General features: G+C 60.4%; 19 protein-coding genes. 13 read left to right on the top strand and 6 right to left on the bottom strand.

Features of this window, described 5'->3' with window-relative positions; translation table 11 throughout:
* The 7 genes from ACZZ0K_RS10855 to ACZZ0K_RS10885 all read left to right on the top strand — a co-directional run bounded on the left by ACZZ0K_RS10855 (position 1) and on the right by ACZZ0K_RS10885 (position 6,372).
* Entirely contained in the window at positions 1-999 is a 999-nt protein-coding gene (locus tag ACZZ0K_RS10855; protein WP_258708164.1) for an acyl-CoA dehydrogenase family protein, read from the top strand.
* A complete protein-coding gene (locus tag ACZZ0K_RS10860; protein ID WP_258708163.1) occupies positions 996-1,754 on the top strand; it encodes a PIG-L deacetylase family protein in 759 nt (252 codons plus the stop codon). Before ACZZ0K_RS10855 ends, ACZZ0K_RS10860 begins: the two co-directional genes overlap by 4 nt.
* Positions 1,751-2,350 carry a nodulation S family protein gene (locus ACZZ0K_RS10865; RefSeq protein WP_258708162.1) on the top strand — a complete coding sequence of 200 codons (600 nt, stop codon included), beginning with the start codon at positions 1,751-1,753 and terminating at the stop codon, positions 2,348-2,350. Before ACZZ0K_RS10860 ends, ACZZ0K_RS10865 begins: the two co-directional genes overlap by 4 nt.
* Positions 2,347-3,006, top strand: coding sequence for a glycosyltransferase family 2 protein (locus ACZZ0K_RS10870; protein ID WP_095179947.1), 660 nt, complete (start codon positions 2,347-2,349; stop codon positions 3,004-3,006). Before ACZZ0K_RS10865 ends, ACZZ0K_RS10870 begins: the two co-directional genes overlap by 4 nt.
* Before the next feature lie 178 nt (positions 3,007-3,184).
* Positions 3,185-3,943: a PIG-L deacetylase family protein gene (locus tag ACZZ0K_RS10875; RefSeq protein WP_258708161.1), complete on the top strand. Its 759-nt coding sequence runs from the start codon at positions 3,185-3,187 to the stop codon at positions 3,941-3,943.
* A gap of 214 nt (positions 3,944-4,157) precedes the next feature.
* On the top strand, positions 4,158-4,940 hold the full coding sequence (locus ACZZ0K_RS10880; protein ID WP_258708160.1) for an endonuclease/exonuclease/phosphatase family protein: 783 nt from the start codon (positions 4,158-4,160) through the stop codon (positions 4,938-4,940).
* Between the two features lie 379 nt (positions 4,941-5,319).
* The gene (locus ACZZ0K_RS10885; protein WP_258708159.1) at positions 5,320-6,372 is read left to right on the top strand and encodes an autotransporter outer membrane beta-barrel domain-containing protein; all 1,053 of its coding nucleotides are present in this window, start codon (positions 5,320-5,322) and stop codon (positions 6,370-6,372) included.
* A 129-nt stretch (positions 6,373-6,501) separates the two neighbouring features.
* Here ACZZ0K_RS10885 and glgB read toward each other — a convergent pair whose 3' ends face one another.
* The 3 genes from glgB to ACZZ0K_RS10900 form a co-directional block, all read right to left on the bottom strand.
* Positions 6,502-8,733, bottom strand: coding sequence for a 1,4-alpha-glucan branching protein GlgB (gene glgB / locus ACZZ0K_RS10890; RefSeq protein ID WP_258708158.1), 2,232 nt, complete (start codon positions 8,731-8,733; stop codon positions 6,502-6,504).
* Between the two features lie 2 nt (positions 8,734-8,735).
* Positions 8,736-12,077, bottom strand: a complete 3,342-nt coding sequence (gene treS, locus ACZZ0K_RS10895) for a maltose alpha-D-glucosyltransferase (protein ID WP_258708157.1) — start codon at positions 12,075-12,077, stop codon at positions 8,736-8,738.
* Between the two features lie 145 nt (positions 12,078-12,222).
* The gene (locus ACZZ0K_RS10900; protein WP_258708156.1) at positions 12,223-14,220 is read right to left on the bottom strand and encodes an alpha-1,4-glucan--maltose-1-phosphate maltosyltransferase; all 1,998 of its coding nucleotides are present in this window, start codon (positions 14,218-14,220) and stop codon (positions 12,223-12,225) included.
* 217 nt (positions 14,221-14,437) lie between these two features.
* Here ACZZ0K_RS10900 and ACZZ0K_RS10905 point away from each other — a divergent pair, with 217 nt between their 5' ends.
* A complete protein-coding gene (locus ACZZ0K_RS10905; RefSeq protein WP_258708155.1) occupies positions 14,438-14,596 on the top strand; it encodes a hypothetical protein in 159 nt (52 codons plus the stop codon).
* A gap of 148 nt (positions 14,597-14,744) precedes the next feature.
* On the opposite strand, the gene ACZZ0K_RS10910 is transcribed toward ACZZ0K_RS10905, so the two are convergent.
* Positions 14,745-15,257: an MgtC/SapB family protein gene (locus ACZZ0K_RS10910; RefSeq protein WP_056785798.1), complete on the bottom strand. Its 513-nt coding sequence runs from the start codon at positions 15,255-15,257 to the stop codon at positions 14,745-14,747.
* Between the two features lie 121 nt (positions 15,258-15,378).
* Between ACZZ0K_RS10910 and ACZZ0K_RS10915 the strand changes: the two genes are divergently transcribed.
* From ACZZ0K_RS10915 to ACZZ0K_RS10935, 5 genes are all read left to right on the top strand, one after another.
* Positions 15,379-15,627, top strand: a complete 249-nt coding sequence (locus ACZZ0K_RS10915; RefSeq protein WP_056785796.1) for a DUF3203 family protein — start codon at positions 15,379-15,381, stop codon at positions 15,625-15,627.
* A 195-nt stretch (positions 15,628-15,822) separates the two neighbouring features.
* Complete coding sequence (gene ccoG, locus ACZZ0K_RS10920) at positions 15,823-17,253, top strand: cytochrome c oxidase accessory protein CcoG (RefSeq protein WP_258708154.1); 1,431 nt, start codon at positions 15,823-15,825, stop codon at positions 17,251-17,253.
* A 369-nt stretch (positions 17,254-17,622) separates the two neighbouring features.
* A complete protein-coding gene (mapR, locus tag ACZZ0K_RS10925; protein WP_041480995.1) occupies positions 17,623-19,032 on the top strand; it encodes a GntR family transcriptional regulator MpaR in 1,410 nt (469 codons plus the stop codon).
* Between the two features lie 111 nt (positions 19,033-19,143).
* Positions 19,144-19,452, top strand: coding sequence for a transposase (locus ACZZ0K_RS10930; RefSeq protein ID WP_014340347.1), 309 nt, complete (start codon positions 19,144-19,146; stop codon positions 19,450-19,452).
* Positions 19,442-20,278, top strand: a complete 837-nt coding sequence (locus tag ACZZ0K_RS10935) for an IS3 family transposase (RefSeq protein WP_258707633.1) — start codon at positions 19,442-19,444, stop codon at positions 20,276-20,278. Before ACZZ0K_RS10930 ends, ACZZ0K_RS10935 begins: the two co-directional genes overlap by 11 nt.
* 152 nt (positions 20,279-20,430) lie before the next feature.
* On the opposite strand, the gene ACZZ0K_RS10940 is transcribed toward ACZZ0K_RS10935, so the two are convergent.
* Together ACZZ0K_RS10940 and ACZZ0K_RS10945 are read right to left on the bottom strand one after the other, a co-directional pair.
* Positions 20,431-21,177 (bottom strand): SDR family oxidoreductase, encoded by a 747-nt coding sequence (locus ACZZ0K_RS10940; RefSeq protein WP_041480996.1) that lies wholly within the window; start codon positions 21,175-21,177, stop codon positions 20,431-20,433.
* A 177-nt stretch (positions 21,178-21,354) separates the two neighbouring features.
* A complete protein-coding gene (locus tag ACZZ0K_RS10945) occupies positions 21,355-23,436 on the bottom strand; it encodes a putative bifunctional diguanylate cyclase/phosphodiesterase (protein WP_252880063.1) in 2,082 nt (693 codons plus the stop codon).
* Positions 23,437-23,665: the final 229 nt, after the last annotated feature.

Here is a 23,665-nt window from a genome sequence, read left to right on the forward strand (position 1 = left end):
ATGGACTTTCAACATTATCTGGCTCGCCGTCCGCCAGATTACGCCGACACCAATGCCCTCGGCCGTTGCCTGCGAGCAATGGTCGAGGCCGGCCTCGACCGCTTGCCGTTGCCCGGCAGCGGTCACACGCTGGAGCGCTTCCAGCGTCTATCGGAGGTGGGCGGACACGATCTTGGGCTGTGCAAACTCTATGAAGGCCACACCGACGCTCTGGCGATCATCGAGCAATTGGGCGGTACGCCAACCCCGGGCAGCACGTGGGGCATGTGGGCCGCCGAACCGCCGCAGGCACGGGTGAAAGTCACGCCGTCCGGGCATATGGTGATGCTGAACGGGCGCAAGGCCTGGTGCTCTGGCGCTTCGGTGCTCAGCCACGCCTTGCTCACTGCGTGGGACGCTGATGATCAGCAGCAATTGGTTGCAGTCGCACTCGATCAACCTGGCGTGACCATCACCGATCAGGGCTGGCAAGCCGTGGGCATGGCGGCCACCGGCAGCGTCGAAGTGCTGTTTGAAAACGCCGAAGCGCAGGCCATTGGCAACCCCGGTGATTACCTGCAACGGCCGGGGTTCTGGCAGGGCGGGATCGGTATCGCGGCTTGCTGGTACGGCGCTTCACGGCGGATTGCCGAAGGGCTGCGTCAGCATTGCGCGCAACGCGATGAACCGCACGCCCTCGCCCATCTCGGTGCGACTGACACAGCACTGCAAGCAGCGGCCGACGTGTTGCGCTTCAGCGCGTTGCAAATCGATGCGCAGCCTGAGGCTGACGCTGAACTGCTGGCCCGTCGCGCCCGCGCGGTGGTCGAACAGTCTGCCGAACAGGTCATGCGTGAAGTCGGGCGGGCGCTGGGTGCCGGGCCGTTTTGTCAGGATCGGCATTTTGCGCGACTGAGTGCCGACTTGCCGGTGTTTCTGCGCCAGAGTCACGCCGAGCGCGACCTTGCTGCGCTGGGCCAGCGGATTGCCGGTCAATCCTGCGAGGTCTGGGCGTTATGAAGGACAACCCGATCGTCGGCCAGGGCACTTCACTGCAGCAATGGCAGGGTTCGCGGCGTCTGGCCGAACTGCCCGCCATCGACGTTCTTGACCTGGTACCGCTGGGTTCGCGGGCGGTGATCATCGCGCCGCATCCGGATGACGAAGTGCTCGGTTGCGGCGGCATCATGCAGTTGCTGGCGGCAGCCGGACGGCCGTTGCAATTGATCTCGGTTACCGATGGCAGCGCCAGTCACCCCGGCTCGCAACGCTGGACGGTCGAACGCTTGAGCGTGGTGCGACCGCAGGAATCCGCCGAAGCTCTGCGCCGCCTCGGCTTGCCGATGCACAGCCTGAAATGGCTGCGCGGCGGGTTTACCGACACCCAAGTGGCGGCTCAGGAAACCGGGTTGAGCGAATTCATCGCCGGTTATCTGCACGCCAGTGATGTGGTTTTCACTACCTGGCGCCAGGACGGTCACAGCGATCACGAGGCCGTCGGCCGCGCCAGTGTCGAAGCGGCGCGACGCGTTGGTGCGACCTGCCATGAACTTCCGGTCTGGACCTGGCACTGGGCAACCCCGGAAGACGTCTCGGTGCCATGGGAACGCGCGCGCAAGATTCTTCTGTCACCCACGCACATCGCGCGCAAACGCCACGCGGCCCACGCGTTCGCCAGCCAGTTGGAAGGCGACCGCGACGTCGGGCTCGGGCCGGTGCTTGCGCCCTATGTGCTTGATCGTTTGCTGCAACCTTTTGAAGTGGTGTTCCTGTGAGCGTCGATGACCGCTATTTCGACGGCCTGTTCGCTGGCAACGACGATCCATGGGCGTTCCGCCAGCGCTGGTACGAGCAGCGCAAACGCGCGATCACCCTCGCCGCCCTGCCGCGTCCGCGCTACAGGTCGGTGTTCGAACCGGGTTGCGCCAACGGCGAACTGAGTGCAGAACTGGCTCCGCGCTGCGATCGCCTGTTGTGCTGCGACACGGCGAGCGCGGCAGTGAAGCTGGCGCGTACTCGCTTGAGTGTGTTTGAGCATGCCGAAGTCCGTCAGGGCCGCCTTCCGGCTGACTGGCCGGAGGAAAAATTCGACCTGATTGTATTCAGCGAAATCGGCTACTACCTCGACGAAAAAGATCTGACAGAAATGATCCGCCGGATCAGTGAGTCATTGACGGCCGAAGGACAATTGCTGGCCTGCCACTGGCGCCCGCCGATCGAGGGCTGCCCGTTGAATGCACGTCAGGTCCACGATCAGATCCACGATCAATTGGCTTTGCCGCGTCTGGTGCTGCATCAGGAAGCGGATTTCATTCTCGAACTGTGGAGCCGCGAGCCACGCTCGGTGGCGGCACTGGAGGGCTTGCGTTGATCGGTATCGTGATTCCTGCACACAACGAAGAAGCGCTGCTCGATGAATGCCTGCGCGCCGCCCTGCGGGCCAGCCAGCATGGGCAACTGGCCGGCGAGCCGGTGGAAATCCTGGTGGTGCTCGACAGTTGCAGCGACGCCTCGGCGCAGATTGTCAGCGCTTATCCGGTGCTGAGCCTGCAGATCGACGCACGCAACGTCGGCGAAGCCCGAGCCGCCGGTGCGCGACTGCTGCTCGAGCGCGGTGCCCGCTGGATCGCCTGCACCGACGCCGACAGCCGCGTCGCCGATGACTGGCTGGCGGCGCAACTGGGACTGGAGGCGGACGCAGTGTGCGGCACGGTGACCGTCGAGCACTGGCACGAATCGATCGATGAAGCGGCGCAGATTCGCTATCACCGCCATTATCAGGCCCGCGATGGCCATCGACACATTCACGGCGCCAACCTCGGTGTCAGCGCCGAGGCTTATCGCCTGGCCGGCGGTTTCAAACCGCTGACCTGTGACGAGGACGTGCAACTGGTGCGTGCGCTGGAGCGCAGCGGTGCGAATATCGCCTGGAGTCATCGCCCGCAAGTGCACACCAGCGCCCGTCTCGACAGTCGGGCCAAGGGCGGATTCGGTGACTTTCTGCGCAATCTGGCACAGCTGGAATAAAAAAATACGGATCAGATTGATCTGTGACGCGACGAATCGGCTGTCTTGAGCAATACTCTGCTTCGCAGTAATCCAAGGGTTGGAGCACTGCACCGTTGCTATTCATTTGCCTTCACGGGCCGCGATCAGCGTTGGCTGTTCACGACTGAGGGCGAGATACCACAAGGACGTCGCACTCATGAAATCGTCATTGATCAACGAACACGGCCTGCCAGCACAGATCTGGAACAGCGCGCCGCAACTCGACAATATTCCCGTCATCAACACCCACAGCCTGGTTCCCGCCGGCGCCCGCGCCGTGGTCATCGCCCCGCATCCGGGCGATGAAGTGGTCACTTGCGGCGGTTTGCTGCAATTGCTCTCCAGCCTTGGCCATCCCCTGCAATTGCTCTCGATTACCGACGGCAGCGCCAGCCACCCCGGCTCGCGGCAATGGTCGGAACAACGCCTGAGTGTATTCCGCCCGCAGGAAAGCGTCGAAGCCCTGCGCCGCCTCGGCCTGCCCATGCACAGCCTGAAGTGGGTGCGCGGCGGCTTTACCGACAACGCACTGGGTGATCAGCAAAGCCAGCTCACCGAGTTCATCGGCCGCTACCTGCGACCGGGCGACGTAGTGTTCAGTACCTGGCGCAAGGATGGCCCGCCGGATCATGAAGTGGTCGGCCGCGCCAGTTTCGACGCGGCGCAAAAGGCCGGGGCGACCTATCACGATGTGCCGGTGTGGGCCTGGCACTGGCCGGAGCGCGAGCAGCGCATGATTCCCTGGGAACGCGCGCGCAAGCTGCGTCTCGACACCTGGACGGTAGCGCGCAAGAGCCACGCGACCCACGCTTACGCCAGCCAGCTCAAGGGCGAACCGGCCATCGGCATCGCCCCGCTGCTGCCCCCGGTGCTGCTGGAGCGGATGCGCTTGCCGTATGAAATCGTCTTTGTCTAAGCACCACAGATCCCTCTGACACCGTGAAATCCTGTGGGAGCTGGCTTGCCAGCGATAGCGGTGTATCAGGCAATAGAGATACTGCTGATTTGGCCCCATCGCTGGCAAGCCAGCTCCCACAGAGTCCTGTGTACGATCAAACATTTCTGTAAGGAACTGCCACCCCCTCAAACCAGTCGCATGAACAGGCATGGCCCAAATCAGAGGAGTGAACGTGTCCAGCGATTCCAAGCGTCAAGTGGTCGACGCGCCAGTCATTCATCGCCTGCGGGTACTCACGGTCAACACCCACAAGGGCTTCACCGCGCTGAATCGGCGGTTCGTTCTCCCGGAGCTGCGCGAAGCGATGCGCAGTACCTCGGCCGATCTGGTGTTTCTGCAGGAAGTGGTGGGTGAACACGAACGCCATTCGAGTCGCTACAACGACTGGCCGCAGACCTCGCAATACGAATTCCTCGCCGACAGTATGTGGAGCGATTTTGCCTATGGCCGCAACGCCGTTTACCCCGACGGCCACCACGGCAACGCGCTGCTGTCGAAATACCCGATCCGCGAATACCGCAACCTCGACGTGTCGATCACCGGGCCTGAACGGCGCGGGCTGTTGCACTGCATTCTTGATGTGCCCGGGCATGCCGAGGTGCACGCGATCTGTGTGCATTTGAGTCTGCTGGAGAGCCATCGGCAATTGCAGTTGCAGCTGCTTTGCCAGTTGCTTGAATCACTGCCCGACGATGCGCCGGTGATCATTGCCGGTGATTTCAATGACTGGCAGTTGCAGGGCAACGCCGCCCTCGCCCGTCGCGACTATTTGCACGAAGCTTTTGAACGTCATCATGGGCGCCCGGCGAAAACCTATCCGGCGCGGTTTCCCTTGCTGAGGCTTGACCGGATTTATCTGCGCAATGCCAGCAGCCACGATCCAAGGATTCTCGGCAACAAGCCGTGGACGCATTTGTCGGATCATCTTCCCTTGGCGGTTGAGGTGCACCTCTAGCTGCATTTTTGACAGCCATCTAATGACAGGTCGTTCCGGCAATTACCGCTCGGAAGGACCTTTCGTCGGCGGCAAAAAACCGTCAAATGCACCCTTCGCAAGCGTTTTTCCATGCAAACAAGCACTTAGTTATGTGCAGAAAAACAAACGCTTGCAGTTGCTGATTTAAGCGCGCCATTCATCGTGCATTTTCTTGACGCGCAGGCGTCGCTCTTCTTATCTCTACCTTACTACCCCCGGAATCACTACTGGGGCTGACCTTCCGGCACTCGCGAAATCGAGCAGCCGCGGTTCGCCCCGCTCTATTCGGTCGCCCCTCGTTCGGGGTAGGAGAGACGCCAAACTCGAGATGACGCATGCGCTTGCAAGGTAGACCTCCATGAAAACTTCACTGACCCCACATGAATTGAAAATCACCTTTTGCACAGTGTCAGGTTCGCTGTTGCTGTGCTCGTCCATGGAGGCGCATGCGGAATTTTCGGCGGATGAACGCGCGTGGTATCGCGCCGATGTCCCTGTGATGACCTTGCCAGTGACCGTGATAACGCCCGGACCGCTGCCATTGAGTCAGCAGAGTTCGCGCCTGATCACCGAAGATCTTGCCCCGTCTGCCTGGGACGAGCTGTACGGCAAAAGCGCTCGACAAGCACAGACCGACGCACTGTCTTCCGGCTATGCGATGGCCGGTGGCGAGTTCAAAGGTCCGGCCGTGGTCACGTTGAAAAGCGCTAACGGGACTACCCAGACCCTTGGTCTCATAGGTGGCGACAATCAGGTCCAGCTGAATGCCGATGGTTCGCTGACCCGACGTGCCCTCGCCGACCGCAACACTGACAGCCTCAACCTGCAAGGCCAGAGCCTTGGCGCCTATTACAGCCTGGTCGGCGCGCAGGGCTGGCACGTCGACCTGTCGGCCAGTGGCGGTCGGGTCAGCGGTTTCAGTCGGACCCCGCAAGGCAATCGGCAAGCCACCGAAGGCAACGCGATGACCTTTTCCGTTGAAGGCGGTTATCCGATCGGCTTGAGTGACAACTGGGTGGTCGAACCACAGGCGCAACTGATCAACCAGCGCATCAGCCTCGACGCGCCTTATGCAGGCTCGGGCAACGCCTCGTCGACCGACCTGACCGCGTGGAGTGGCCGTGTCGGTGCGCGATTGAAAGGCAGTTATGACTTGAACGGGTTGCCTGTTGAACCCTACGTGCGCACCAACCTTTGGCACACGGTGTACACCGGCAGCACGGTGACCCTCGATCAGGTCGACAAGATCAGCAGCAGCCGCAAGTCTTCAACAGTGGAATTGGGCTTGGGACTGGTGGCGCGGGTCACACCGGCAGTAAGCCTGTACATGAGCGCCGATTACAGCAGCGATGTGGATGACAATGACCTGAACGGCATTATCGGCAGCCTTGGAGTGCGGATGCGTTGGTGATCTGCTGATCAGTGAAAAACCCTGTGGGAGCTGGCTTGCCAGCGATGGCGGAGTGTCAGTCAACAAAGATGCTGAATGTGACGGCCTCATCGCGGGCAAGCCCGCTCCCACAGTTTTACTGTACCTGGATCAGCCCTGCGGCTTGAGAATCAACACCGCCAATGGTGGCAGGTTCAGTTCCAGCGACAACGACTGACCATGGCTTGGCACTTCTTCGGTCAACGCTCCGCCGCCATTGCCATAGTTGGAGCCGGCATAAATGTCGGCGTCACTGTTGAACAGCTCGGTCCAGCGCCCGGCAAACGGCACGCCGACCCGATACGCCTGGCGCGGTACCGGGGTGAAGTTGGCAACCACCAGCACTGGCGAGCCATCCTTGCTCCAGCGCAACCACGCGTAAACGCTGTTGATCGCATCATCGCCAATCAACCACTGGAAGCCTTGCGGTGCGTCGTCCTGGTCGTGCAGCGCCGGCTCTTCGCGATACAGCCGGTTGAGATCGCCAACCAGTTTCTGCACGCCTTTGTGCTCGGAGTACTGCAGCAGGTACCAGTCCAGTTGCTGATCGTGGTTCCACTCGCGCCATTGGCCAAACTCGCAGCCCATGAACAACAGCTTCTTGCCCGGATGCGTCCACATGAAGCTCAGATAGGCGCGCAAGTTGGCAAACTTCTGCCAGCGATCGCCAGGCATCTTGTCGATCAAAGAGTGCTTGCCGTGCACCACTTCGTCGTGGGAAATCGGCAGGATGAAGCGTTCCGACCAGGCGTAGACCAGACCAAAGCTCAACTCGTTGTGGTGATGGGCGCGGTACACCGGATCTTGCTGGATGTAGTGCAGCGAATCGTGCATCCAGCCCATGTTCCATTTGTAGGCAAACCCGAGACCGCCCTGCTGGGTGCTCTGGCTGACGCCCGGCCATGCGGTGGACTCTTCGGCAATCACCAGCGCACCCGGCGCTTCCAGCTCAACCACGTCGTTCAAATGCCGCAGGAAGTCGATGGCCTCCAGGTTCTCCCGACCGCCGTGGCGGTTCGGCACCCATTCGCCCGCCTTGCGCGAATAGTCGCGGTACAGCATCGAAGCCACCGCATCGACACGCAGGCCGTCGATATGGAAGTGTTTCAGCCAGTGCAGCGCCGAGGCCAGCATGTAACCGTGCACTTCGGTGCGACCAAGGTTGTAGATCAGCGTGTCCCAATCCTGATGGAAGCCTTCCAGCGGGTTGCCGTATTCGTAGAGCGCGGTGCCGTCGAACTGCGCCAGACCATGGGTATCGGTGGGGAAATGCGCCGGTACCCAGTCGAGAATCACCCCGATGTCGGCCTGGTGACAGGCGTTGACGAACTCGGCGAACTGATCCGGCGTGCCATAACGCGCACTCGGGGCGAATTGCGAAAGCAGCTGATAGCCCCAGGAACCGCCGAAGGGGTGCTCCATGATCGGCATCAGTTCGATGTGGGTGAATCCCAGCTCTTTGACATAAGGAATCAGGCGCTCGGCCAGTTCCGGCCAGGTGTACTGGCGCGCGACCTCGCCGAGATCATCCAGCTCGCACTGCCAGGAACCGGCGTGCAACTCGTAGATCGACAGAGGTTTGGAGCGCTGCTGGCGATCCTGACGGGAATTCATCCAGTCGTGATCCTGCCAGTCGATCTGCAGGGGCGAGGCAACTTTCGAAGCGGTGTCCGGCGGCAGGCTGGTGGCCAGTGCCATCGGGTCGGCCTTGAGCGGCAGAATGCCGTGGGCGCCGAGGATTTCGTACTTATACAACTCCCCCGCTTGCAGACGCGGGATGAACAGTTCCCAGACACCGGACGGATGACGCAGCCGCATCGGGTGGCGACGGCCGTCCCAGACGTTGAAATCGCCGACCACCGATACACGGCGGGCATTCGGTGCCCACACGGCAAAGCGCACACCGTCCACGCCATCAACGGTCTTCAGCTGCGCACCGAGGCAGGCGCTGAGGTCGCGGTGGTTACCCTCGGCGAACAGATACAAATCCATCTCGCCGAGCAACTGGCCGAAGCTGTACGGGTCTTCGGCAACCTGCTCGCCACCGGCCCAACGTGTGCGCAACAGGTACGGTCGCGCCTGATCGAAATGGCCGACAAACAGCCCCGGCGTCTCGGTCATCTCCAGCGGGCCAAGGTCTTCGCCGCTGTCCTTGTCCAGCACCGCAACACTCAGCGCACCGGGCAGATAGGCGCGGATGAACTGCCCGCCGGCGCCATCGCCGTGCGGGCCGAGAATGGAAAACGGATCCTGATGTTCGGCGCGCACCAAAGCATCGATGTCGCGCGCCGAGGGTAACAATGCTTCCTTTACCACACCCTGTTCCTTGTTCGAGAAACTCATGACTACTCTCCACCAAGATCGGAAAAGGGTTTAAGCCCTGTCAATAATCCATACAAGCCGTGCAATGGCACGGGCAGCCACGTTGGGCGGTTTTCCGCCTCGTAGGCCACTTCATAAGCGGCTTTTTCCAGGCCGAACAACGCCAGCGCGGCGTCGGCACCCTCGGGATCCTGCCAGGCATGCTCAAGACTAGCTGCTGCCTCGCGGTATGCCTGGACAAATGCCTCGCGTGCCTCACGCAGATAACGCTCGGCGACCCGTTTGCGCGCCGCTTCGGCTTCGACGCTGTTATCAACGTTATGCACATTGATGGTCATCGCCGCTGCGTAATCGAACGAACGCAGTACGCCGCTGACGTCCTTGTACGGGCTGTGTTTACCGCGACGCTCGCTCAATGGCCGCGCCGGTTCGCCCTCGAAGTCGATCAAGTAGGCGTCGCCCTTGATCACCAGCACCTGGCCCAAATGCAAGTCGCCATGCACCCGAATGCGCAAGCCGCCGGTGGCTTTCTTCGCCAGATCCTGCACATGGGCAAGAATGGTTTTCTTCTCGTCGAGCAGACGCTTGACCAGTTTCTGATCCGTCGCATTCAACTCGCCTTGATGCTGTTTGAGCAGTTTCAAGGCGTGTTCGACCTGGGCGGTGACATCCTTGCCCGTCGCGGCCATGTCCTTGCTCGACGACACTTGCGGCGCGAAGTCGGCATTGTCGGTTGGCGCAGCGAGCACCTGATGCATCTCGCCCAGACGCTGGCCGAGCATGCCGGCGAAGTCTCTCAGCTCGCCGAGGGCGTTGTAATGCTGCTCCTGCTCGGACATGGCGTCGGCCAGTTCATCGCGCAGCGCCCGTTCCAGGTTGTTCTGCGTCCATTCCCATGCGTCGCCCTGATTGCTCAGATAGCCTTGGGCGATCATCAGCAAGTTGTCTTCGCCTTGCGCGTCGCGGCGAATCACCGAACCGAGCAGTGGAGAGATATTGGCAAACCCGGCCTCGGTCAGGTAAGCGCTCATCTCCAGTTCCGGGTGTACGCCAGAAGCGACTTTGCGTATCAGCTTAAGCACCAGACTGTTGCCGATTACCACTGAACTGTTCGATTGCTCGGCCGACAGGTAGCGCACATCCGACTCGGCGCCGAGGCCGAGTTTTTCCAGATGATCTGTCTGCTCGAAGCGGATTTCGCCTTCGATCGACTCCAGTACGGTGTTGTTCTGCATGCCTTGCAGAACGGCGCGGACGAAGGTTTCCAGGGTGAACGCATCGGTGATCAGGCCAACCTGACGCACACGGCGTACACGCGACAGCGCCAATTGCTGAGGCAACGGCGGGCCGACATGGTCTTCGCCAATGAAGCCGAACGGCAGCTGATAACGGTTGGTCTGGCCGCTACTGGTGACTTCGATTTCGCTGAGCAGCACTGGGTGCTGGGCATCGCCGAAACGCACGCCGTAAGCCAGATTGACCTTCTCGATCGCCGCATCCTTGCCGGCAAACCAGCGACGATTCTGCAGCCAGCTCGGCAGGATGCTTTGCTCCAGCGTCGTACGTGACGGCGCTTCGAGCAGTTCTTCCATGCGCTTTTTCAGCACCAGCGTGGTGAAGTCCGGCAGGCTCTGCGCCGGCTCGACGTGCCAGCTCGGCATCTGGTTTTCTGCCGCCAGTGCAAACCAATAGAAACCGTACGGCGCCAGGGTCAGGAGGAAATTCAACTGACCGATCGGCGGGAACGCGTTACCACCGAGCATTTCCACCGGCACCATGCCGACATACGCCGACAGGTCCAGCTCGACCGCTTGCGCACTGCGCGAGACGTTGGCCACGCACAGAATGATTTCGTGCTTGCCGTCGGCATCGGTGTATTCGCGGGTGTAAGCCAGCACACGACGGTTGCTCGGCGAGAGCATTTTCAAGGTGCCACGGCCGAAGGCTTTCGATTGCTTGCGCACTGCCAGCAGACGGCGCGTCCAGTTCAACAACGAGTGCGGATCGCCGGACTGGGTTTCGACGTTGACCGACTGATAGCCATACTGCGGGTCCATGATCGGCGGCAGTACCAGACTGGCCGGATCGGCGCGGGAGAAACCGCCGTTGCGGTCGATCGACCACTGCATCGGTGTACGCACGCCATCGCGGTCGCCGAGGTAGATGTTGTCGCCCATGCCGATTTCGTCGCCGTAATACAACGTCGGCGTGCCGGGCATCGACAGCAGCAGGCTGTTGAGCAGTTCGATGCGGCGACGGTCGCGTTCCATCAACGGTGCGAGACGACGGCGAATACCGAGGTTGATCCGCGCGCGACGGTCAGCGGCGTAGTAGTTCCACAGGTAATCGCGCTCGCGGTCGGTGACCATTTCCAGGGTCAGTTCATCGTGGTTGCGCAGGAAAATTGCCCACTGGCAATTCGCCGGAATTTCCGGGGTCTGGCGGAGAATGTCGGTGATCGGGAAGCGATCTTCCTGCGCCAGCGCCATGTACATGCGCGGCATCAGCGGGAAGTGGAAGGCCATGTGACATTCGTCACCATTGACGCCAGCAGCGTCGGTGTCACCGAAATACAGCTGGGTGTCTTCCGGCCACTGATTGGCCTCGGCCAGCAGCATGCGATCGGGGTAGTTGGCGTCGATCTCGGCACGGATCTGCTTGAGGACGTCGTGGGTCTCGGGCAGGTTTTCGTTGTTGGTGCCGTCGCGCTCGATCAGGTACGGAATCGCGTCGAGGCGCAGGCCGTCGATGCCCATGTCGAGCCAGTAACGCATCACCGACAACACGGCTTTCATCACTTGCGGGTTGTCGAAGTTCAGATCCGGCTGGTGCGAGTAGAAGCGGTGCCAGAAGTATTGGCCAGCGACCGGATCCCAGGTCCAGTTGGACTTTTCGGTGTCGAGAAAGATGATTCGCGTGCCGTCGTATTTCTGATCGTCATCGGACCACACGTAGAAATCCCGCGCCGCTGAACCCGGCTTGGCTTTACGCGCACGCTGGAACCACGGGTGCTGGTCGGAGGTGTGGTTGATGACCAGCTCGGTGATCACCCGCAGCCCGCGCTTGTGCGCTTCGGCAATGAAGCGCTTGGCGTCGGCCATGGTCCCGTAGTCGCTGTGCACGCCACGGTATTCGGCGATGTCATAGCCGTCGTCGCGGCGTGGCGAGGGATAGAACGGCAGCAGCCAGATGGTGTTGACGCCGAGGTCGGCAATGTAATCGAGTTTGGTGATAAGCCCGGGAAAGTCACCGATCCCGTCATTGTTGGAGTCGAAAAACGATTTGACGTGAACCTGATAGATCACCGCATCCTTGTACCAGAGCGGGTCTTTGATGAAGGCGGCTGCCTTGGGTTTCTTCGCCATGTGGAACTCCTGTTGAATACTTTATGGGCGTCCCACGACGATCGTTCCCACGCTCTGCGTGGGAATGCCGCCATGGACGCTCTGCGTCCGCTTTGGGACGCGGAGCGTCCCGGATGCATTCCCACGCAGAGCGTGGGAACGATCATTACGTGGCGCTGATCCGCCAAATCCCGAACGGCTGATACGCCGGATCGATGCGCATGAACTGATATTTGCCGTGCCAGTCCCAGCGATGGCCGTTCATCAAATCTTCGCCATGGGTGGTGGCATCGTCCGGCAGGCCCATTTCCCACAGCGGCAGTTCGAAATTCGCTTCCTGCACGTTATGCGGATCGAGGCTGACTGCGACCAGAATGAAATTGCTGCCATCGGCGCTGCGCTTGCCGAAGAACAGAATATTGTCGTTCCAGGCGTTATAGATTTTCAGGCCCAGATGCGTGTGCAGCGCCGGGTTCTGCCGGCGGATGCGGTTGAGCTGGGCGATTTCGGCAATGATGTTGCCCGGCGCGGTGAAGTCGCGGACGCGGATTTCGTATTTCTCCGAATCCAGGTATTCCTCTTTTCCCGGCACCGGTGCCGATTCGCATAACTCGAAGCCGGAATACATACCCCACAGACCCGAGCCCATCGTTGCCAAGGCAGCGCGGATGAGGAAACCGGGACGCCCCGACTCATGCAAAAACGCCGGGTTGATGTCCGGGGTATTGACGAAGAAATTCGGCCGGTAGCATTCGCGCCACGGTGACTGATTCAGTTCCGTGAAATATTCCGCCAGCTCGGCCTTGGTATTGCGCCAGGTGAAATAGGTGTAGCTCTGCGAGTAACCGACCTTGCCCAGACGCGCCATCATCGCCGGCGTGGTGAAAGCCTCGGCGAGGAAGATCACTTCCGGATACAGGGTGCGAACGTCGGCGATCAACCATTGCCAGAACGGCAGAGGTTTGGTGTGCGGGTTGTCGACGCGGAAGATCTTCACACCTTCCTTGACCCAGCCGACGACGATGTCGCGCAACTCGACCCACAGACTCGGAATTGCATCCGGCGCATAGAAGTCGACGTTGACGATGTCCTGGTATTTCTTCGGCGGGTTTTCGGCGTATTTGATCGTGCCGTCCGGGCGCCAGTTGAACCAGCCCGGATGCTCTTTGAGCCATGGGTGGTCCTGGGAACACTGGATGGCGAAGTCGAGAGCGATTTCCAGGCCATGATCGGCGGCGGCAGCCACCAGGCGGCGGAAATCTTCACGGGTGCCGAGTTGCGAGTGAATCGCTTCGTGGCCACCCTCCTCGCTGCCGATCGCGTACGGGCTGCCGGGATCATCCGGGCCGGCAGTCAGGGAGTTGTTGCGGCCCTTGCGGTGGGCGCGGCCAATCGGGTGAATCGGCGTGAAGTACAACACGTCGAAGCCCATGTCCTGAATCATCGGCAGACGCGAGTGCACGTCGTTGAACGTGCCGTGACGCTGGGGATCGTCAGTGATCGAGCGCGGAAACAGCTCATACCAACTGGCGAACTCGGCGAGTTCGCGCTCGACGTCCATGGGGAATTCGGCGCTGATGCTGAGATAGGCGCGGTGATCAGCCTGGGCCATCAGCTCTGCACTGCGCGAGTGCAGAAACAGCGCAACCTGCTCGGTTTCGAGCAGGCCGGACAATTCATGGTGCAGCGCGGCAAGCTGCTCGCTGAGCTGACCTTCGCTGCGTTCTGCGGCCTGTTGCACCATAGTCCGGCCTTCCTGCAGCTCCAGGGAAACCGGCACAGCAGCGTTGTGCTTCTTTTCCAGTTCGTACTGGAAGCTGGCGAAATGGTCGATCCACGCTTCGATGCAATACAGATAGCGGCCCTGCTCTTCGGGGCGGAACTGGCCTTGCCAGGTGTTGTTGCCCTGATCGGACATGACCTCGGTCTGCCAGGTTTCCTGGCCTTCTTCGCGCCAGCGGATGCGTACGGCGAGCTTGTCATGGCCGTCGGCAAACACTTTGCTGGTCACCACCACTTCGCGTCCGGCAACCGACTTGACGGCAAACTGGCCGCCGTCGAGGGTCGGCATGGTGTTTTCGATGACGATTCGAGGCAGCAGCAACGCCTGCGACAATGGCATGTGCGGGTTGTAACTCAGCTCTGAAGGTCTTTCAGCAGTCATTGAGCATCTCTCCTTAACGCCCCAAGGACGCTCTTGTGCCGGAACAGTATTCGCGACAAAGCGCCGGCCCTGTCATGAACTCACTTAGGTTCCGAGCAACCGGCGCGGGGAAAAGTTCAGATGAAATTAACAAGACAAACCGGCGGATCGAATTTGCCGTGGCCGGGTCAACTCACTTAAGCACGTCCCACGCCATGTGCCATACGGAGGTCATCAGATGAACATCCCGATCCCGGCGGAAACGCCTGATCCGAACATCGACAAACCCACCCTGCCGAATACCGAGCCGCCACCGGTGCCCGAGCAAGAGCCACCCGGCACCACGCCACCGCCGAAAGAAGAGCCACCGAGTACGATGCCGCCAGTGATCGTCTGACCCTGCCCCCTGATCGTTCCCACGCTCCGCGTGGGGATGCCTCAACGGACGCTCCGCGTTCGGCTCCAGAAGGGACGCGGAGCGTCCGGGCTGCATTCCCACGCGGAGCGTGGGAACGATCAGGCAACGATCATCAGCCGGCGGGAAGTCAGAGGTGGTCATTCTTGTCGACATCCTTCTCGAACACTCTCACCACGTACGGCATCACGCTGAAGATCGCCAGTGCCAGAATGGTACTGAGCAATGCCGTCGCTTCCTTGCCCAGCCCCGCCGCCACGCCGATCGCCGCCGTCATCCATAAGCCCGCCGCCGTGGTCAGGCCTTTGACATGGGCCTCGTCGCCCTGCTGATTTTTCAGAATGGTGCCGGCGCCGAGAAAGCCGATCCCGGCAATCACACCCTGCAAGACCCGACTCATGGCATCGGATTCTGCGCCCGAGGTCTGCGGCACCAACACGAATAGCGCAGCGCCCAACGCCACCAGCATGTGCGTGCGCACGCCCGCTGCCTTGCCTTTATGCTCGCGCTCAAATCCGAGTATCCCGCCGAGAATCGCCGCCATCAGCAGGCGTACGGTGATCCGGGTCATTTGCGAGGCGTCGCCGATATCGGCAAATTCGGCTTGCATCGTGGCCCACACTTCATCCCACCAGTCTTCCATCGTGCTTCCCTTGTTATTGGCTTGATAAGCGATGGACAACAGCGACCATTAATCGGTTGCGCAGAACGAACTGCGCGCTGCGTTTCCTAACGTGCAGACCTCACTTGAAAGGACTGCCGCCATGACCGTTCGAATCGATGAATCCAACCCTGAGCAGAAAGTGTGTTTTTTCACCGTCGAGCATGGTGAGGAAATCCGTATCTGCGACACGTTGACAGTCGAGACCGATAGCGAAAAAGCCATGTCGTTCGTGGAAATCGAAGGCAAACGCGCCTACATCACCGAAGCAGAAGCCGATGTCTTGACCGTCGCCGGGGCCAAGGACGGGCGCAAACATCTGAAGGCCGATGACAGTGATTCGGTGGTTTGATTGATCTCGATCAACACCCGGCGCAGGCGCCTGCAATAGGCGTTTGCGCCTTGCCTGGCAGGTTGCTTCAAGTTGTCGCAGGCATTGCGTCAAATCTCATCTGATCCGCTTTTTATTGCCAAACCTGAGTCTGTTCTGCAAACAGATCGGCGCTCATAGTGCATCGGCCTGATGGAGGCTGATGAGCGAACGAGCATGAGCGAGCAAATCCCCGTCCGAACCGTAGAAGCAGCGCCGACGATTAGAAGCGTACCCGCGCGCCCACTGAAGGCGACTGCCGGATCCACCGACAAGCAAATCCACACCCGCAGTTTCACCGGCCTGTTCCGCAATCTGCGTTTAAGCGGTGCCGGGTTTCTGTTCCTGCTATTCTTCGGCACCGTGTGGCTGAACTGGGGCGGTCGGCAGGCGGTGCTGTGGGATCTGGCGGAGAGCAAATTCCACATCTTCGGCGCGACGTTCTGGCCGCAGGATTTCATTCTGCTCTCAGCATTGTTGATCATCGCTGCGTTCGGACTCTTCGCGATTACCGTGTTCGCCGGTCGCGTCTGGTGCGGTTACACCTGCCCGCAGAGTTCGTGGACGTGGATCTTCATGTGGTGCGAGAAGATCACCGAAGGCGAACGCAACCAGCGGATCAAACTGCAAGCGGCGCCGTGGAGCCTGAACAAACTGGCGCGGCGCGCCGCCAAGCACACGTTGTGGCTGGCGATCAGCGTGATGACCGGCCTGACCTTCGTCGGTTACTTCACCCCGATCCGGCCGCTGGCTGAAGATTTGCTGACCCTGCAGATCGGTGGCATCAGTCTGTTCTGGGTGCTGTTCTTCGCCGCCGCCACCTACATCAACGCCGGTTGGCTGCGTGAAGCCGTGTGCATGCACATGTGCCCGTATGCGCGGTTCCAGAGTGTGATGTTCGACAAGGACACGCTGACCATTGCGTATGATGCCGCCCGTGGCGAAAACCGTGGTCCACGCAAGCGTGATGTGCGCCCGGTCGAAGCCGGCCTGGGTGATTGCATCGACTGCCAGTTGTGCGTGCAGGTCTGCCCGACCGGCATCGACATCCGCGATGGCTTGCAAATGGAATGTATTGGCTGCGCAGCGTGCATCGACGCCTGCGATTCGATCATGGACAAAATGCATTACCCGCGCGGCCTGATCCGCTACAGTTCCGAGCGCGAATTGCAGGGCGGCAAAACCCATCTGCTGCGTCCGCGTTTGATTGGCTATACGGCGGTGTTGTTGGTGATGATCGGAGCGTTGGCGCTGGCACTGATCGAGCGGCCGATGGTGTCGCTGGACGTGACCAAGGATCGCGGGTTGTTCCGCGAGAACGCTCAGGGGCAGATCGAGAATATTTATTCGCTGAAAGTGATCAACAAGACTCAGCAGCGACAGGAATACCGGTTGAATCTGGTTGATGGCGACGGGTTTGAGTTGCAGGGCAAAACGGCATTGAGCCTGGCGCCGGGAGAGATTGTCGATGTGCCGGTGTCGGTGGCGATGACCACCGAGCGGCCGGCGAGCAGTTCGCAGACGTTGAGTTTCAGGATTGAAGACAGTGACGAGCCGCAGGTATACAGCGTGGCGAAGAGCCGGTTTGTGGCGCCGATAAATCGTTGAGAATTTGGCATTGCTGCCCTCACCCCAGCCCTCTCCCGGAGGGAGAGTGAGCCGACCGAGGTGTCTGTCGCTATGCATCGACCTGAAAGACCGAGTCGATTATGGATTCGGCAAAGCACTGTCAGGCCGGCATATTTCATCAGCATCCCCCAATCAGTCCCCTCTCCCGGAGGGAGAGGGAGCCAACCGAGGTGTCTGTCGCTATGCATCGACCTGAAAGACCGAGTCGATTATGGATTCGGCAAAGCACTGTCAGGTCGGCATATTTCATCAGCATCCCCCAATCAGTCCCCTCTCCCTCTGGGAGAGGGCTAGGGTGAGGGCTCCTTCCCTGACACCCCACAAAATCATGTCCACCAAGGCCCACCGATGAAACGCTACGAAAAATTCGCCGACGACATCGCTGAACTGATCCGCTCCGGCGTCCTCGGCCCCGGCCAGCGGGTGCCGTCGGTGCGCTACGCCAGCCAGACCTACGGCGTCAGCCCGTCCACGGTGTTCCAGGCCTATTACCTGCTCGAACGCCGCGGCCTGATCCGCGCCCGGCCGCGCTCCGGTTACTTCGTCAACGCCCATACGCCGAGCACATTCTCCGAGCCGGTGATCAGCAGCCAGGTCAATGAATCCACCGAGGTTGACGTCAGCGAACTGGTGTTCTCGGTACTCGATTCGATCAAAGATCCCAACACCGTGCCATTCGGCTCGGCCTTCCCCAGCCCGACGCTGTTCCCGCTGCAACGCCTGTCGCGCTCCCTGGCCAGCGCCGCGCGGGAGATGGACCCGCGCATGGTCGTCACCGATATGTCCCCGGGCAACCCGCAACTGCGCCGGCAGATTGCCCTGCGCTACATGGTCGGCGGGCTGATGTTGCCGATGGAAGAATTGCTCATCACCAACGGCGCGCTCGAAGCGCTGAACCTGTGCCTGCAAGCGGTGACCGAGCCCGGGGATCTGGTGGCCATCGAGGCCCCGGCGTTCTACGCCAGCCTGCAGGTGCTCGAGCGTCTGAAACTCAAAGCTGTGGAGATCCCCGTGCACCCGCGCGATGGCATCGACCTCGGTGTGCTCGCGCAGACTTTGGAACGCCATCCGATCAAGGCCTGCTGGTGCATGACCAGTTTCCAGAATCCGATGGGCGCGACTGTGCCCGAGGCGAAGAAACAGGAACTGGTCGAACTGCTGCGTCAGCATCAGGTGCCGTTGATCGAAGACGACGTCTACGCCGAGCTTTATTACGGGCAACAGGCGCCAAAACCGGCCAAGGCTTTTGATACCGAAGGATTGGTCATGCATTGCGGCTCGTTCGCCAAAAGTCTCGCGCCCGGTTATCGCATCGGCTGGGTGGCAGCCGGACGTTTCGCGCAGAAAATCGAACGGCTGAAGCTGATGACCTCGCTGTGCGCTTCGATGCCGGCGCAAGCGGCTATCGCCGATTATCTGCAACACGGCGGCTACGATCGGCATCTGCGCAAACTGCGTTATGCCCTGGAAGAACAACAGAGCGCGATGCTCGCGGCGATTGCTCGGTACTTTCCGGCGCAGACCCGGGTCAGCCAACCGGCGGGCGGCTACTTTCTATGGCTGGAATTGCCGGAGCAGATGGATTCGCTGAAGCTGTTTCAGATGGCACTGGCACAAGGCATCAGCATCGCGCCGGGGCCGATCTTCTCGCCGACCCAGCGCTTTAGGAACTGTATTCGCTTGAACTACGGCAGCCCGTGGACCGAGGAATCGGAAAAGGCCATGGAGACGTTGGGGCGGATTGTGCGGTCGTTCTGATGATTCTGTGCTGTTTGCACCGGCCTCATCGCTGGCAAGCTGAACTGGCCTAATGATTTTGGACACTTCAATCAGGCGCTATGATGGCGTCCAAATCTGAGGTGTTCGGATATGCGTAACTCTTATTCAACTGAATTCAAACTCAAGGCTGTCGGCATGGTATTGGACGAGGGGATATCGGTTCCCGAAGTCTGTGCCAGTCTAGACATCGGCCCTACCGCGTTGCGTCGCTGGGTCGCCCAGGTTCGCAAAGAGCGCCTGGGTACAACGCCGGTGGGGGCCAAAGCGATTACGGCTGACCACCGAGAGATTCAAGAACTCAAAGCCTTGCTCAGGCAAAAAGACCGGGATATTGAAATCCTAAAAAAGCCAGTGCTCTGCTGCTATTGGACGCCAAAGATCATTCTCATTGATCAATGAGCTGGCAGAGCTATACGGCGTTAACGACTGTTGCCGTGTGTTTGATGTTTGCCGCAGCAGCTTTTATGCCTGGCGTCAGCGCCAAGGCAAGGTGAGTCCTGAGCGGGAGAAACTCAAAGCCATGCTGGTTGAGCATCATAAGGAATCGAGAGCATCGGCCGGGGCACGCACCCTTTCCCGGGAACTACAGGCCAAAGGACATCGAGTCGGGCGGTACATGGCTCGTAGTTTGATGCGTGAAGCCGGAGTGACTAGCCGTCAGCGCCGGCGCCATAAATACAAATCATCAGGCGTAGAGGCTTTGGTCGCACCGCACGTGCTCAAGCGCCAGTTCGATGTCACATCAATCAATGAGGTGTGGTGCGCCGATGTCACGTATATCAAGGTCGGCACCCGGTGGATGTATTTCGCTGCGGTTTTGGATCTCTTCGCCCGCCGACTGGTGGGTTGGGCGTTTTCAATGATCTCGGATGCGGAACTGACCTGTGAGGCCTTACGAATGGCCGTTGAGTTGCGAGGCAGACCTAAAGACGTGCTGTTTCACTCCGATCAAGGCTGCCAGTACACCAGCCATAAATTCAGGAATGAGCTGCTAGCGCACGGGCTGAGGCAGAGCATGAGTCGCAAGGGAGAGTGTTGGGACAACGCACCGATGGAGCGTTTCTTTGGAAGTCTGAAATCGGAGTGGGTACCTGAAGCGGGGTACCGCTGCGAGTACGAAGCCCGGGTTGATTTGCAGCGCTACCTAATGCGCTACAACAACACCAGACTCCATAGCTACAACAACTACCGGTCACCGGTCGCCATGGAGAAAATGGCGGCCTGAAAAACCCTAACGGGTGTCCAATATTACTTGACCAGTTCAAGCCAGCTCCCACATGTATCTTCGACATATACAGAATCTGATGAGGCCGCAAAACCTGTGGGAGCTGGCTTGCCAGCGATGAGGGCCGCACTTTTAGCGAAAATCTTTCGGCCTTACCGCCCGCCCCCCAAATCAACAAACGTCCCGGTCGCATACGATGCCTTGTCCGACAGCAACCAGACAATCGCCTCCGCAACTTCATCCGGCCGCCCGCCCCGGGCCATGGGAATCGCCGATTCGAGCTTGCTGACCCGATCCGGGTCGCCGCTCAGCGCATGGAAGTCGGTATAGATGTAACCCGGACGCACGGCATTGACGCGAATGCCCTCACCCGCGACTTCTTTCGACAGACCGATAGTGAAGGTGTCGAGCGCACCCTTGGATGCGGCGTAATCAACGTACTCGTTCGGCGAACCGAGGCGTGCCGCGACCGAGGAGACGTTGACGATGCTGCCGCCCTGCCCGCCATGTTTGGGCGACATGCGCAGGATCGCGTGCTTGGCGCAGAGGATCGGCGCCAGCACATTGGTTTTCATGATTTTGAGGATGCGGAATTCGGACATCTCATCGACCCGCGATTTCTGTCCGACGGTGCCGGCGTTATTGACCAGCGCGGTGACACGGCCCAGTTCGGTGTCGACGCGATGAAACATCGCGATCACTTCGTCTTCGATGCTGACATCGGCGCGAACCGCGATGGCCTGCGCGCCCAAGGCGCGAACCTGCTCGAGCACGCTGTGTGCGGCCTGTTCATCCGACTGATAGTTGATGCAGATCCGGTAGCCCTGTTCGGCTGCCAGCAATGCCGTAGCCGCGCCGATTCCGCGCCCGCCCCCGGTGATGACAATGACTTTATCCATGCTGGCCTTCCCCCACGTGCACACGTAACAGTCGGGGGAAGAATAACTGCCATTCATGGCTTTTGCATGAGTTCTATGGTGTTTGCACAAGCGCCTTCGCGAGCAGGCTCGCTCCCACAAGGGAATGCGATCACCTGTGGGAGCGAGCCTGCTCGCGAAGAACGATGACTCGGTATCTCAGACCACCGCCAGCCGTTGCCCACGCACGATGTCCTGCATGAAGCGCTCCGCCGGCATCGGATGGCCGAGCAGATAGCCCTGCAGCGAATCACAGCCCAGTTTGGTCAGGAAATCCTGTTGCGCGCCGGTCTCGACACCTTCGGCGACAATCCGCAGATCCAGGGCCTGCCCCAGCGCAACAATCGCCGAGACGATTGCAGCATCATCGCTGTCGTGTTCCAGATCGCGGACAAAACCGCGGTCGATCTTCAGCTCATTGGCCGGCAGGCGCTTGAGGTACATCAGGCTGGAATAACCGGTGCCGAAATCGTCGATCGACAGGTCGACACCCATGTCCGACAGCTCTTGCAGCACGGTCATGCTCGCATCGGCGTCGCTCATCGCTGTGGTTTCGGTGATTTCCAGAGTCAGGCTGTTGGCCGGCAAGTGGTGGGTCGCCAGCGCCTTGGCCACGCTTTGCACCAGCCCGGCATGGCAGAACTGCAAGGCCGAGAGGTTCACGGCAATGCGCCAGTCGGTGTAACCGAGCACGTACCATTCGCGCATCTGCCGGCAGGCTTCGTTGAGCACCCATTCGCCCATCGGAATGATCAGCCCGGTTTTCTCCGCCAGATCAATGAACTTGTCCGGCATCAACATGCCGTGCAGCGGATGCTTCCAGCGCAGCAGCGCTTCGGCACCAACCGGGCGGCCATTGGCGGCGTCGAATTTGGGCTGGTAATGCAGGCAGAACTGCTTGTGCTCGATGGCCGCGCGCAGGTCCTGTAACAGTTGCAACTGTTTGCGCGCGTTGGTGTTCATCGACGCATCGAAGAAGCTGTAGCCATTCTTGCCGCCGCCCTTGGCGTGGTACATCGCGGCGTCGGCGTTCATCAGCAGTTCCTGGGCGTTGTCACCGTTGCCCGGGTAGAGGGCAATGCCGACGCTGGCGGAAATCTGCAGATCATGTTCAGCGACGCGGAACGTGCGACCGATGAGGCTGACCTGACGCGCAGCCAGGCTCAAGGCGTCATTGGGCTCGCTCAAACGCACCAGCAGAACGAACTCATCGCCGCCGATCCGCGCAAGAGTGTCCTGGCTGCGCAAGTCTTCACGCAGACGCGCGCCGACCTCGCGCAGCAATTGGTCGCCCATGTGATGGCCGAATGCGTCGTTGACCGGTTTGAAGCCGTCGAGGTCGATGAACATCAAGGCGAAGCAGCCACCCTGCTCTTGCACCTTTTTGATCGCCTGATTGATGCGGTCGTCGAGCAGCATGCGGTTGGGCAGACTGGTCAGCGGATCGTGCAGGGCCAGTTGGGTGAGTTCGCGGTTGGCCACCGTCAGCGAGTGCGCCAGATCAGCCGTGCGCGCTTCGAGGCGGGCGTCGAGAATCGAGGTCAACAGGGCAATCGACAACACCGCCAGCGTAGTGACCACGACCAGGCTATCGAGGCCGTTGCCTTTCAAGCCATTGAGCGTCGCGCCGCAGAAACTGCCGTCAGGAAATTGCGCAGCAGCCATGCCGGTGTAGTGCATGCCGACAATCGCCACCCCCATGATCACCGCCGCGCCGGCACGAATCAGCCGCACATAGGGCGATTGCTGACGCAGGCGAAAGGCAATCCACAATGCCGCTGCCGAGGCGCCGACGGCGATCAGCAGGGAGGCACTGAACAGGGTCGGGTCGTAATCGATGCCCGGTGTCATGCGCAGCGCGGCCATGCCGGTGTAGTGCATGGCGCTGATGCCCGAACCCATGATCAGCGCACCGAAAGCCAATTGCGCCAGTGGCAGTTTCGGTTGGCTGACCAGCCACAAGGCGAAACCGCAGGACAGCACCGCGATCAGCAGCGACAGCGCAGTGAGGGCGAAGTCGTAGCCCAGGTCGATCGGCAATTTGAAGGCGAGCATGCCGATGAAATGCATCGACCAGACGCCAACGCCCATCGCCAACGCCCCGCCCGCCGTCCAGAAATGCACGGCCCGGCCTTTTGCCGTGGCAATGCGCCCGGTGAGATCGAGCGCCGTGTAGGAAGCCAGAATGGCCACGCACAACGAAATGAAAACCAGGGTGAAGGAGTAGCTGCCGATGAGCATGGACGTTCTCGTGACAAGCCGAAACCGTACTGCTTCCATTCTCGGTCGGGCAAATGCGGCGATTGTACTGATTGCGCGGAAGAACGCACTGACAAAGTAACCAAATTGCCATCAAGCCGATGAAACGCTTGTTCGATCGTCCTACAAGGCTCTGTGGCGGGCTTTAAGCACACCTTGTGAAAGCGATCTCACGCCAGACACAAATCCCTGTGGGAGCGAGCCCGCTCGC

Source organism: Pseudomonas sp. AC255, assembly GCF_979258175.1.